14 protein-coding genes are annotated in these 12,017 nt (G+C 41.2%); all 14 read left to right on the top strand.

Annotated features, from left to right (window positions below):
- The first annotated feature begins 48 nt into the window (after positions 1-48).
- The 14 genes from NSS77_RS16385 (at position 49) to hepT (ending at position 11,977) form a co-directional block, all read left to right on the top strand.
- Complete coding sequence (locus NSS77_RS16385; protein ID WP_342469694.1) at positions 49-702, top strand: PilZ domain-containing protein; 654 nt, start codon at positions 49-51, stop codon at positions 700-702.
- An 83-nt stretch (positions 703-785) separates the two neighbouring features.
- Entirely contained in the window at positions 786-1,460 is a 675-nt protein-coding gene (gene cmk / locus NSS77_RS16380; RefSeq protein ID WP_342469693.1) for a (d)CMP kinase, read from the top strand.
- 125 nt (positions 1,461-1,585) lie between these two features.
- Positions 1,586-2,731, top strand: coding sequence for a 30S ribosomal protein S1 (gene rpsA / locus NSS77_RS16375; protein WP_342469692.1), 1,146 nt, complete (start codon positions 1,586-1,588; stop codon positions 2,729-2,731).
- Positions 2,732-2,856: 125 nt separating this feature from the next.
- On the top strand, positions 2,857-4,167 hold the full coding sequence (gene der / locus NSS77_RS16370) for a ribosome biogenesis GTPase Der (protein ID WP_342469691.1): 1,311 nt from the start codon (positions 2,857-2,859) through the stop codon (positions 4,165-4,167).
- A 17-nt stretch (positions 4,168-4,184) separates the two neighbouring features.
- The gene (locus NSS77_RS16365; protein WP_342469690.1) at positions 4,185-5,198 is read left to right on the top strand and encodes an NAD(P)H-dependent glycerol-3-phosphate dehydrogenase; all 1,014 of its coding nucleotides are present in this window, start codon (positions 4,185-4,187) and stop codon (positions 5,196-5,198) included.
- Between the two features lie 129 nt (positions 5,199-5,327).
- On the top strand, positions 5,328-5,594 hold the full coding sequence (locus tag NSS77_RS16360; RefSeq protein ID WP_342469689.1) for a DUF2768 domain-containing protein: 267 nt from the start codon (positions 5,328-5,330) through the stop codon (positions 5,592-5,594).
- An 18-nt stretch (positions 5,595-5,612) separates the two neighbouring features.
- Positions 5,613-6,332 (top strand): hypothetical protein, encoded by a 720-nt coding sequence (locus NSS77_RS16355; protein ID WP_342469688.1) that lies wholly within the window; start codon positions 5,613-5,615, stop codon positions 6,330-6,332.
- Between the two features lie 91 nt (positions 6,333-6,423).
- Positions 6,424-7,902: a stage IV sporulation protein A gene (gene spoIVA, locus NSS77_RS16350; RefSeq protein WP_342471316.1), complete on the top strand. Its 1,479-nt coding sequence runs from the start codon at positions 6,424-6,426 to the stop codon at positions 7,900-7,902.
- A 202-nt stretch (positions 7,903-8,104) separates the two neighbouring features.
- Complete coding sequence (locus NSS77_RS16345; RefSeq protein ID WP_208649539.1) at positions 8,105-8,377, top strand: HU family DNA-binding protein; 273 nt, start codon at positions 8,105-8,107, stop codon at positions 8,375-8,377.
- Positions 8,378-8,599: 222 nt separating this feature from the next.
- A complete protein-coding gene (folE, locus tag NSS77_RS16340) occupies positions 8,600-9,169 on the top strand; it encodes a GTP cyclohydrolase I FolE (RefSeq protein WP_342469687.1) in 570 nt (189 codons plus the stop codon).
- 55 nt (positions 9,170-9,224) lie between these two features.
- Positions 9,225-9,446 carry a trp RNA-binding attenuation protein MtrB gene (mtrB, locus tag NSS77_RS16335; RefSeq protein ID WP_208649541.1) on the top strand — a complete coding sequence of 74 codons (222 nt, stop codon included), beginning with the start codon at positions 9,225-9,227 and terminating at the stop codon, positions 9,444-9,446.
- A gap of 67 nt (positions 9,447-9,513) precedes the next feature.
- The gene (locus NSS77_RS16330; RefSeq protein ID WP_342469686.1) at positions 9,514-10,266 is read left to right on the top strand and encodes a heptaprenyl diphosphate synthase component 1; all 753 of its coding nucleotides are present in this window, start codon (positions 9,514-9,516) and stop codon (positions 10,264-10,266) included.
- 17 nt (positions 10,267-10,283) lie between these two features.
- A complete protein-coding gene (locus tag NSS77_RS16325; protein ID WP_342469685.1) occupies positions 10,284-10,988 on the top strand; it encodes a demethylmenaquinone methyltransferase in 705 nt (234 codons plus the stop codon).
- Between the two features lie 14 nt (positions 10,989-11,002).
- Positions 11,003-11,977 (top strand): heptaprenyl diphosphate synthase component II, encoded by a 975-nt coding sequence (gene hepT / locus NSS77_RS16320; RefSeq protein ID WP_342469684.1) that lies wholly within the window; start codon positions 11,003-11,005, stop codon positions 11,975-11,977.
- Positions 11,978-12,017: the final 40 nt, after the last annotated feature.

Genomic DNA, 12,017 nt, shown 5'->3' with positions numbered 1-12,017 from the left:
TCTTTCGTGCAATAATATAAATACAATTATTGTGCGAGGCGGGTCAAAATGGAAATTAAAATGGGGATGTTTATTACATTGGAATCCAATTCATCGGAAACGGTTGAAAGTGTCAAATGCAAAGTGGTGGACAGACAAGACAATGTGCTTTATGTATCTCAACCGGTGGGAATGCAGACGAATAAAACCTGCTGCTTAAGGAAGAACACTGATTATCGTGCAATATTTCAAGGCGAAGATAAAGTCATCTACACATTTCCGACGAAAGTGATCGGCGAAAAAATGGACCAGTTGCCTACGATTTTACTTTCATGCCCTCCCAGAAAGGAAATCAAAAAGATTGAAAGAAGGAGATTTGTCCGGGTCAGAACTTCAGTGGACGTTTCCGTAGAATACAACGGTCAATTTCATCCATACGTGACAAAGGATATCAGCGCCGGTGGAATTGCTGTAAAACTGCAATCTGTTCCGCCATTCGCAGAAGGAAATACGGTCACATTAACAATTGTTTTACCATTTAAAAATGGTGAGATACAATATATTCAGACGGATGCGAAAGTGGTTCAAATATTTAAAAACAATGATGAACAGCTTGCATCTTTCCAATTCATCAATATCGATGAAAACGATCAACAATTGATTCTTCGGTTCTGCTTCGAACGGCAAGTGTTGATCATGAAGGAGATGTCAAACCTCCAATAAGCTCATTTTATTGGAGGGCTTTTTTATGGAAAAATAATCAGCAAACATTTTAACAACAATGTTGGAGGAAAGTAGGATTGGACATGAAAAAAAATATTCAAATTGCGATTGATGGCCCTGCAGGCGCAGGAAAAAGCACCATAGCCAAAATCGTGGCTGAACAATTGGGCTTCACTTACATTGATACTGGAGCGATGTATCGCGCCGTAACGTATAAAGCGCTAAAAGAAAACATAAAATTAGATGATGAAAAAAATCTTGAAGAAATGTTATTGAGAACAGAGATTGAATTGAAGCCGTCCCCTAATGGACAACTTGTATTTGTCGATGGAGAAGATGTCACAAAAAAAATCCGTTCCAACGAGGTAACCGCAAATGTTCCGCAAGTGGCTGCCCTCGGGAAAGTTCGCGAAATTCTTGTCGCAAAACAAAAACAGCTGGCCAAAGACGGGGCGGTTGTCATGGATGGACGAGATATCGGAACCCATGTCTTAAAAGATGCGGAGTTGAAAATCTTCATGTCCGCATCTGTTGAGGAAAGGGCGAAACGCAGACTGCTAGATAATGAAAAAAGAGGCATCCCATCCGACTTTGAAAAGCTGAAGGAAGAAATCGCCCTGCGCGATCAGCAGGACATGGAACGGGAAATCTCTCCGTTGGTACAAGCGGAAGATGCCATCTTTTTGGATACGACCCACTTGTCCATCGAAGAAGTGGCTGAAGAAATCTTGCGTATGGCAAAAGAAAAGATGGCATAATCAGTGAATCTTTTTGCGTATTTTATTCATAAAAAAGGAAATATTTTAACTATAAGGAAAAAATTTTGTGTTTAAATTGAATTTCTAATAAAATAGATATTGTAAGATGCGAAGGAGGGTTACATATGTCCGAGGAAATGAACTTAGAAGTTGGCCGAGAATTCCATGAAGGAGACATTGTAAAAGGAGTTGCTGCCAAAGTAGAAGATAAGGCGGTGACTGTTACAATAGAAGGGGCGCCATTTGATGGGATTGTGCCAATCAGCGAACTGTCCAGCTTGCATGTGGAAAAAGCATCCGACGTGGTATCTGTCGGTGATGAGCTGGAATTAATGATCACGAAAATTGAAGATGAAAACTTTGTACTTTCCAAACGCAAAGTAGATGCTTTAAAAGCTTGGGATAAATTAGAAGAACTTTATAAAAAAGGGGAAGTTTTTGAAGCGGAAGTAAAAGATGTGGTCAAAGGCGGTTTAGTCGTTGATTTGGGAGTACGCGGTTTTGTACCGGCATCTTTGGTGGAAGATTATTTCGTTGAAGACTTTGAAGGATACAAAGGAAAAACATTGAAATTCAAAATTACGGAATTGGATAAAGAAAAAGGACGCTTGATTTTATCCCATCGTGCGGTGGTGGAAGAAGAAAAAGCGAATGAAAAGAAACAATTGCTGGAAAGTTTAAAAGCGGGAGACATTTTAACAGGAAAAGTTCAACGTTTGGCTCCATTCGGCGCTTTCGTCGATATCGGCGGAGTGGATGGACTTGTTCACATTTCACAAGTCGCCCACGAACATGTGGAAGATATCAGTACCGTTCTTCAAGAAGGGCAAGAAGTGAAAGTGAAAGTATTGTCCGTAGATCCTGCCAATGAAAGAATTTCCTTGTCCATCAAAGATACATTGCCTGGACCATGGGAAAACATCAGCGGACGCGTTTCAAAAGGCCAAGTGTTGACAGGCACGGTGAAACGTTTGGTATCTTTCGGTGCCTTTGTTGAAGTGTTCCCGGGGGTTGAAGGATTAGTCCACATCTCGCAAATTTCTCAGAAACATATCAATACGCCACACGAAGTATTGAAAGAAGGCCAAGAAGTTCAAGTGAAAGTGCTGGATGTGAACGAGCAGGAAAAACGTTTATCTCTAAGCATCAAAGCGCTTGAAGAAACCCCTAAGGAACAAGAGGAATTTGATTATCAATTGCCTGAGGAGGCGACGGGATTCTCCATCAGCGACGTTATTGGTGATCAATTGAAAAAACTGAAAGAACAATAATCATCATAAAAAAATGCGTGCTTTTAGGAGTGCGCTTTTTTTATGTCCATATATGTCAAAATATGATAAACCATGAGATTTCGTGTATAATACAGAAGATAAGAATTTGGAAGGATGAAGGACAGATGACAAAACCAGTAATCGCCATCGTAGGTCGTCCAAATGTAGGAAAATCCACCATCTTTAATCGGATAGTGGGGGAAAGAATTTCCATTGTGGAAGATGTTCCTGGAGTAACCCGTGATCGCATCTACAGTTCGGCAGAATGGTTGAATCATGAATTCAACATTATTGATACAGGGGGAATCGATTTGGGCGATGAACCTCTATTGGAGCATATACGCGCCCAAGCCCAGATTGCCATGGAAGAGGCCGATGTCATCATCTTTATGACAAACGGCCGGGAAGGGGTTACTTTGCAGGATGAGCAAGTAGCGAAAATGCTGTATAAAACGAATAAACCGGTCGTTCTTGCCGTAAACAAAATCGACAATCCGGATATGCGGGAATTGATTTATGATTTCTATTCCTTAGGATTCGGCGATCCGATTCCAATCTCCGGTTCCCATGGACTTGGAATTGGGGATTTATTGGATGAGTGTGCGAAGCATTTTCCGAAAGAGTATGAAGATGACTATGCGGATGATGTCATTAAGTTTTCACTGATTGGAAGACCGAACGTAGGGAAATCTTCGCTCGTCAACGCCATTTTAGGCGAAGAAAGAGTGATTGTAAGCGATATTGCCGGTACAACCCGGGATGCAGTCGATACACCTTATACGTATGATGGACAAGACTATGTCATCATCGATACGGCAGGAATGCGGAAAAAAGGCAAGGTGTATGAGAGCACCGAAAAATATTCCGTGTTGAGGGCATTAAGAGCAATCGAACGTTCCGACGTGGTGCTTGTTGTGTTAAATGCGGAAGAAGGGATCCAGGAACAGGATAAGAAAATTGCAGGGTATGCCCATGAAGCGGGAAAAGGCATCATCATCGTTGTCAATAAATGGGATGCCATCGAGAAAAATGAAAAGACCATGAATGAATATACCCAAACCATTCGGGATCAGTTCTTATTTTTGGACTATGCGCCGATCGTCTTTGTTTCCGCCAAAACAAAGCAGCGGCTCAATCAAATATTGCCGTTGGTGAAACGGGTCAGTGAGAATCATGCTATGCGCATCCAATCATCCATTTTGAACGATGTCATTGAAGATGCGATTGCAAGAAATCCTGCGCCTACCGAGAAAGGAAAACGTTTGCGCATTTATTACACAACGCAAGTTTCCGTGAAGCCGCCAACATTTGTAACTTTTGTCAACGATCCGGAACTCATGCATTTTTCTTACCTTCGATTTTTGGAAAACCGAATTCGTGAAACCTTTGATTTTGAGGGAACACCGATTCGTATCATACCACGGGCCCGTGAGTAAAATAGTGGGGGATATTGATGAAAAAAGTGACAGTATTGGGAGCCGGTTCTTGGGGAACCGCTTTAGCTATGGTTTTAACGGAAAATGGCCACGATACGTTGATTTGGAGCCATCGCGAGGATCAAGCGAATGAAATCAACGAGCGGCATACAAACGAAAAATATCTGCCGAATATTCAGCTGCCGGAAAAACTGACGGCAACAAGCGACATAAAATCAGCGGTGGAACACGGAGAGATCCTTGTTTTTGCCGTGCCGACAAAGGCAATCCGTGAAGTGGCCGGACAAGTCATGAATTATTTGGACAAAAAAGTGTTGATTGTGCATGTGTCAAAAGGGATTGAGCCGGATACGCTTAAGCGCATTTCTGAAATTTTGGAAGAGACTCTCGATCCCCGTGTTGTCGAAGATATTGTGGTGCTCTCCGGCCCCAGCCATGCGGAAGAAGTGGTGTTGCATCATCCGACAACCATTACGGCGGCATGCGCCAATCTCCGTTCCGCCGAAAAAATACAGGATTTGTTTATGAATCATTATTTCCGTGTCTACACAAATACGGATGTCATCGGTGTGGAGCTCGGCGGAGCGCTGAAAAACGTCATCGCATTGGCGGCAGGGATTTCGGATGGTCTGAACTATGGGGATAATGCGAAAGCGGCATTAATTACCCGCGGCCTTGCGGAAATAGCCCGTTTAGGCGTGCGAATGGGAGGCAATCCTTTCACCTTTGCCGGATTGACTGGCATGGGCGACTTGATAGTCACTTGTACAAGCGTCCATTCCCGCAACTGGAAAGCCGGGAACATGCTGGGCAAGGGAATGAAACTGGATGAAGTGCTGGACAACATGGGCATGGTCGTCGAAGGGGTACGCACAACAAAGGCCGCTTATCAACTTGCGCAAAAATATGATGTTTCCATGCCGATTACAACGGCACTTTATCAAGTGTTGTTTGAAAACAAGGATCCGAAAGATGCGGTAGATGAATTGATGCACCGTTTAAAGAAAAGAGAAATTGATTATTTGCAATAAAACAGATAACCTATGGGCGGGTACCATTCACCTCAAATTGTTTGAGTAGTGTACCCGTTCATATGAATTATATACGAACGCATGTACGTGTCTGCGTGTACATATTGCTTCTTGAAAGGTGGAATCGCAATGAATAATCCCTTGTTTCTGATGGATGTAAATGAACTGGTGCTCGGTGCGGCCCGTGGTCCTTTGGCGAACATGCACCCGATGGACGTCATGTGGGTTTCCTTTTATTCCATCCTGGCAATGATCATTTCCATTCTCATGTTAAGTGCAGCCCGCAAATGGGTAAAAAACGAGATGTTGTCCTTTTTCATTCGAATCATCGCTTTTATCATCTTTTTAATTGGAACATTATTAATGGTTTTAGTAATCTTCACATGGCCATCATAATCTCAGGAGTGAAAATCGATGAAAAATAAACCCATATTCTTGGTAATGTTGCTATTAACATCCTTTTTATTATCCGGATGTTTGTTTCCTCAGGAAGAGCGGGTGGAAAATCAAATCCCTGACGAAGCCCAGCTCATTGCGGTGCAGAATGCCGTCGATCAATATAAAGCGGAAACCGGCGTATTGCCGATAAAAAACAAAGAGATGGATACAGATATCTTTATCAAATATCCGATCGATTTTTCCAAACTGGTGCCAAAATATTTGGCGAATGTTCCTGGGAATTCTTATGAAAAAGGCGGCATTTTCCAATATATTATCTGGGATCCGGAAAACAATCCTACTGTGAAATTGGTAGATTTGCGGTCTGCAGAGACGTTGAGAGAACTGAACCTGCGTCTTCTCTCATCCAAATACATGATGTATAAAGAGCAAATTGCCGACTACGTATATTCGATAGATTACAAAAAATTGGGGTATACGAAAGAACTGACGGTTCCGAGCCCTTACTCGAACAACCACTTGCCATTGGTCGCATCTACGGAAGGTAAAGCCTATGTGGATTATTCCATCGATTTGGCTCAATTCCTAAAAGAACATGACATCAAACCAAAACCGGGCGAAGATATCCGTATGTACCTGGTGGAAGCTTATCCTGTTGTGCCGGCCTATTCGTTGCCTTACACGGTAAACGAGGACAATGAACCGGTCTTTATGTATGATCCAACAAAAAAATAAAAAATTTTAGCCTTGTACGACTTTTCGTGCAAGGTTTTTCATATTTTAGATATATAATTCATAGATTGAAGTACGTAAAGGAGGAGCTACAATAGGGGAACAAATATTTCAACAAATAGCGGAAAGAACAAATGGCGATGTATATATTGGTGTTGTAGGGCCTGTGAGAGTTGGAAAATCCACATTTGTGAAAAGAATGATGGAGTCCATTGTGCTTCCGAACATCGTTGATGAAGAAGAGCGGAAAAGAGCGCTGGACGAGCTGCCCCAAAGCTCACCCGGTCCTGTCATTATGACGGCGGAACCGAAATTTGTTCCTGCCCATGGAACGGAAATTTGTATTGGGGAAAATGATATACCTTTCCGCATCCGTTTTGCTGATTGTGTGGGTTATGTCATTGATGGGGTAAAAGGGTATGAAGATGAAAACGGTCCAAAATATGTACACACCCCGTGGAATACGGAAGCCATTCCGTTCCAGGAAGCGGCACGCATCGGAACCGATAAGGTGATTCGGGATCATGCCAACATCGGGGTAGTTGTAACAACAGACGGTACAGTGAACGGTATTGCCCGGGAAGCTGCGCAAGTGGCGGAAGAACAAATTGTTGAACAACTGCAGGAAATCGGTAAACCATTTGTCATCATTTTAAACAGCCAATATCCGAACAACCAAAATACGCAAAGATTGCGCAATGAATTGATCGCCAAATACAATGTGCCGGTCATTGCCACATCCATAGATCAAATGTCGATCAATGACATGGAATATATTCTCGAAGAAGCATTGTATGAATTCCCTGTGGAAGATATTGAAGTGGAAAAGCCTGATTGGCTGGACGTTTTAGAACCTTCCCATCATGTCAATGCGACACTTTCGGATGCGGTTGGAAACGTCCTTAATTCTGTCACAAAAATCCGGGATGTTCATAAAGCGGTGGAAGAATTAAGGGACATCGATTTTATCGAAAGTTGCGATATCGAAAAAGTCGATGCCGGAATCGGTGTGGCTACGGTGCGCATTACATTGAAACCGGAAATTTACAAAGCGGTATGCAATGAATTTTTGGATGCACCGATCGACACGAAAAAAGATTGGCTGCTCTTCATCAAAGAGGCACAGGAGGCGAAAAAAGCCCAAAAACGCTTCCGCGAGGCGATTGAAGAAGCGACGGTGAATGGTTATGGCGTAACGCTTCCGACAATGGAAGAGTTTGAACCGAGCGAGCCGGAAATTATCAAACAAAATAATTTCTACGGCGTCCGGATGAAGGCGAAAGCCCCTTCATACCACATTATCCGCGTCGATATGGAGTCTGAATTCTCGCCTTTGATTGGATCGGAGTTCCATAGCCAGCAGCTTCTAAAAGATCTGCAATATGCTTATAAGCACGATCGCGAAGCATTATGGCAAACTCCATTATTTGGCACGCCCCTTCATGAAGTGTTGACGGAAAGCATCCGTTATAAGATGAATGCTGTTCCGCCAAGCGCGAAGAAGAGAATGCGCCAAACAATTGAAAGAATGGTGAATGAAGGAGAAAAAGGACTCATCACGTTTATTATTTAAAAAATGTGAAATAATAAAAATAATGGAATGTTATAAAGGACTTTTTGTCAAGTAGACGAAAAGTCCTTTTCGTTGTCTAATGTTTAAAAAATACAACTTTTCTTGGACAAACATGCATAAATACAGTTGCACCGCGTATTTCAATATGTTACTCTTTTTACATGATTTAGCTTTTCTAACCCTTTGAGAGGAGGTGAATAGCATGAATAAAACAGAATTAGTGAACTCTGTTGCTGAAGCTGCGGGTCTTTCCAAGAAAGATGCTTCTAAAGCAGTAGATGCAGTATTCGATATAATTCAAGACACTCTTGCAAAGGGTGACAAAGTGCAATTAATCGGTTTTGGAAACTTCGAAGTTCGTGAACGTGCTGCACGTAAAGGACGTAATCCACAAACAGGAGAAGAAATTGAAATCGCTGCAAGCAAAGTTCCAGCTTTCAAACCAGGTAAAGCACTTAAAGAAGCTGTAAAATAAAAAGCTTCTTTAAAATTACATAGAGCAGTCGTCATGAATATGATGACTGCTCTTTTTACATATTAATTATAATATTAATAAACGATAAATCAATTTTAACATCCGGATCAAGAAAACTCATCAAAAAATTCAAATTTTATAAAAGCCTTTTGCGATTCACGTCTGTATGTGCTACGATTCAATTTGACAGTGTTGTGTTTTGTCGATTTAGGAGGAACATTTATGTCGAATGTTGATTTAAAAAAAATAGAAGAAGCTGTAAAAATGATTCTGGAGGCCGTAGGAGAAGACGTTAATCGTGAAGGACTCATTGATACGCCCAAACGGGTTTCAAAAATGTATGAAGAAATGTTCAAAGGTTTGAATGAGGATCCGAGAAGTCTGTTTGAAACGGTCTTTCATGAAAATCACGATGAAGTTGTTCTTGTAAAAGATATTCCATTTTATTCAATGTGTGAACATCATTTAGTTCCATTTTACGGAAAAGCTCATGTTGCATACATACCCCAACAAGGACGGGTGGCAGGTTTAAGTAAAATAGGACGATTGGTGGAATCGGTCAGTCATCGACCTCAATTGCAAGAACGGATTACAACGACCATTGCGGATATTTTAATGGAAAAATTGGAGCCCCTGGGCGTTTTTGTCATGATTGAAGCGGAGCATATGTGCATGACGATGAGGGGATTAAAAAAACCCGGGACAAAAACGGTCACTTCTTGCGCAAGGGGAATTTATGAAGAAGATGCTGTAAAACGCCAAGAAGTAATTTCATTTATTCAAATGTCTTAATTAACATACCAGTTTATGTTATGATAACAAAGAAAAAGAGATGTGAGGGAGAAGTATGAACCAATCCGATTATGTCGTAATTGAAGCCGAAGAAGATGGCGTACATGTAATTGGTTTAACCCGTGGTGAAGATACAAAATTTCATCATTCCGAAAAATTGGATGCCGGGGAAGTAATGATCGCTCAATTTACTGAACATACTTCCGCCATGAAGATACGGGGAAAGGCGAAAATTTATACAGCCCACGGCATCATTGAAAGCCAATCAAAAAAGTAACCAGTTTTGTATGACGACTGTAATAAGTGCAGGAGACAGTGCCTGAATGTGGAATGGAGTAATACCTATGGATATATCATACATTGAAAAGCATATTGAACAATTGAAAAATGATATATATCGAAATGTGGAACATAAAACATTGGTGAAATATACTGGGAATCCATTGGTGGATGAAAATCAATTATTTTACTTGCTGTTGCCGTTTTTTGATGGGGAAGCTTGGGATGATGACATATATCAAGGGGTGATTACGGTTGGTATAGTACAGGCATCCCTTGCAAAACATAATCTTGTCGACGAGTATGATGCAACAACGAAACAGCAGCAGCTGACAGTGCTTTCTGGCGATTATTACAGTGGTCGTTATTATGAAATCTTAGCTAAATCCGGTAATATTTCATTAATCCGTCAACTTTCTGAAAGCGTTATAATCAGATCGGAACATGAAGTGCGGGTATATGAACCGACCAATTATGCCATCGACGATTGGTTTGACAGCTTATCTGTAATCGAATCAGAATGTATTAACAGGTTTTACCAAATATACAATTTCAATCAATATTCAAAGATTATGCAGAACAATTTATTGATTCTTCGATTGCAAAATGAACTATTAAACTATAGAAAAGGTAATAGCTCACGTTTTTTACAAAAAATGAAGGAAAGCGTTGGACCTGATGATTCTTTAAATTTCGAAAAGTATCTTCAACATAGAATCGAAGTGCTTGTTGACCAATTGCGAGAATTGTTACGTACCTCTTCTATGAAAGCTGAATTGAAACAATACATTGCAGAACGGTTGATTAGAGAGAGTTAAGAAAGGTAATGAAAAAAATGGCAAAATCCAAAGAGCAACGTGTCCATGAAGTCTTTGAAAAAATTTATCAAAATTACGATAAAATGAATTCGGTGATCAGTTTCAATCTTCATGTCAGATGGCGTAAAGATATTATGAAACGAATGAAAGTCAAGCCAGGTTCGAAATGTCTGGATGTATGTTGCGGTACAGCCGATTGGACGATTGCGCTGGCAAAGGCGACAGGGGAAAGCGGCGTTGTAATAGGACTCGATTTTAGTAAAAATATGTTGAAAATTGGAGAGGAAAAGGTGAAACCTTATCCTCAAGTGGAGCTGATCCATGGCAATGCGATGGAACTCCCATTCGAAGATAATACTTTCGACTATGTTACGATTGGATTCGGATTACGGAATGTTCCGGATTATATGCAAGTATTAAGAGAGATGCATCGCGTATTAAAGCCTGGCGGAATGGTCGTTTGTTTGGATACATCACAGCCGGAAATTCCGGTTTATAAACAATTGTTCCGTTTCTATTTTCGATACATCATGCCGCTATTCGGAAAAATTTTTGCGAAGAGTTATGAAGAATATTCGTGGCTGCAAGAATCTGCGAGCGCTTTCCCTGGCATGAAAAAACTGGCCCAAATGTTTAAAGAAGCCGGATTTGTCAATGTCACATATAAAAGCTATAGCGGTGGTGCGGCAGCAATGCACATGGGATACAAAAAAGGAATTTAGGGAGAGGTTAACGAGTGGAAAAGATGAAATTAAAAATGCTCTATTCCGATTTCAAACCGGATATAGATATCATCGAAGCAGAATTGGAAAAAGCTCTCAACTCAACGTCGCATGTATTAAACGACGCCTCTCTCCATCTATTACGTGCGGGCGGTAAAAGAATTCGCCCACTTTTTGTTTTAATGAGTGCAAAATTTGGTCAATATAATATTGAACGAATGAAGTACGCTGCTGTGCCTCTTGAATTGATCCATATGGGTTCCCTTGTTCACGATGATGTCATTGACCATTCCGACATGAGACGGGGGCGTCCAACCGTCCGTTCCCAGTGGAATAACCGGGTCGCAATGCTCACGGGAAACTTTATTTTTGGACGGGCCATCCAATATGTATCCCATATCGAAGACCCGAAGGCGCATCAAATACTGGCCAGAACAATGGTGGAAATATGCAATGGAGAAATTATCCAAATTGAAGATAAATATCGTACGAACCAAAATTTGAAGGACTATTTCCGCCGCATTAAACGAAAAACCGCCATCCTCATAGAATCGAGCTGTGAAGTGGGAGCGGTTGTCGCAAATGTGGATCCTTTGAATACACAGCGATTAAAAAGATTCGGCTATTATGTCGGCATGAGTTATCAGATCGTGGATGACGTGCTGGATTTCATATCGACGGATAAGCAGCTGGGCAAACCGGCAGGCAGCGATTTATTGCAAGGAAACATTACGTTGCCGATTTTGCTTATGAAAGATCATCCGAAAATCACCCGATTTATTGAGCGGGCTTCCAAAGGGAAGGTCACGGAAGCGGAACGGCTGGAAATGCTTCAAATCGTCCGCAAATCGGATTCCATCAAAAAAGCGCTGGAAATAAGCGACCGCTATTTGAAAAAAGCGATGAAAGAAGTTGAGAATTTGCCTGATAATCCGGCAAAGAAAAAACTGAAAGAAATCGCATTATTTATTGGAAAACGCAAATTTTAAAAATTTATTCCCCACCCCATATTGATAGTTGAAGGTTGAG

The organism is Ureibacillus sp. FSL K6-3587, from assembly GCF_038593165.1.
In the GTDB taxonomy this organism is placed as follows: Bacteria; Bacillota; Bacilli; order Bacillales_A; family Planococcaceae; genus Ureibacillus; species Ureibacillus suwonensis.
This window is presented reverse-complemented; position numbering and strand designations above follow the sequence as displayed.

What these genes read in the sequence shown, in the direction of transcription:
- NSS77_RS16385 (WP_342469694.1), top strand. Translation starts at nt 49, where the DNA reads ATGGAAATTAAAATGGGGATGTTTATTACATTGGAATCCAATTCATCG.
- cmk (WP_342469693.1), top strand. Translation starts at nt 786, where the DNA reads ATGAAAAAAAATATTCAAATTGCGATTGATGGCCCTGCAGGCGCAGGA.
- rpsA (WP_342469692.1), top strand. Translation starts at nt 1,586, where the DNA reads ATGTCCGAGGAAATGAACTTAGAAGTTGGCCGAGAATTCCATGAAGGA.
- der (WP_342469691.1), top strand. Translation starts at nt 2,857, where the DNA reads ATGACAAAACCAGTAATCGCCATCGTAGGTCGTCCAAATGTAGGAAAA.
- NSS77_RS16365 (WP_342469690.1), top strand. Translation starts at nt 4,185, where the DNA reads ATGAAAAAAGTGACAGTATTGGGAGCCGGTTCTTGGGGAACCGCTTTA.
- NSS77_RS16360 (WP_342469689.1), top strand. Translation starts at nt 5,328, where the DNA reads ATGAATAATCCCTTGTTTCTGATGGATGTAAATGAACTGGTGCTCGGT.
- NSS77_RS16355 (WP_342469688.1), top strand. Translation starts at nt 5,613, where the DNA reads ATGAAAAATAAACCCATATTCTTGGTAATGTTGCTATTAACATCCTTT.
- NSS77_RS16345 (WP_208649539.1), top strand. Translation starts at nt 8,105, where the DNA reads ATGAATAAAACAGAATTAGTGAACTCTGTTGCTGAAGCTGCGGGTCTT.
- folE (WP_342469687.1), top strand. Translation starts at nt 8,600, where the DNA reads ATGTCGAATGTTGATTTAAAAAAAATAGAAGAAGCTGTAAAAATGATT.
- mtrB (WP_208649541.1), top strand. Translation starts at nt 9,225, where the DNA reads ATGAACCAATCCGATTATGTCGTAATTGAAGCCGAAGAAGATGGCGTA.
- NSS77_RS16330 (WP_342469686.1), top strand. Translation starts at nt 9,514, where the DNA reads ATGGATATATCATACATTGAAAAGCATATTGAACAATTGAAAAATGAT.
- NSS77_RS16325 (WP_342469685.1), top strand. Translation starts at nt 10,284, where the DNA reads ATGGCAAAATCCAAAGAGCAACGTGTCCATGAAGTCTTTGAAAAAATT.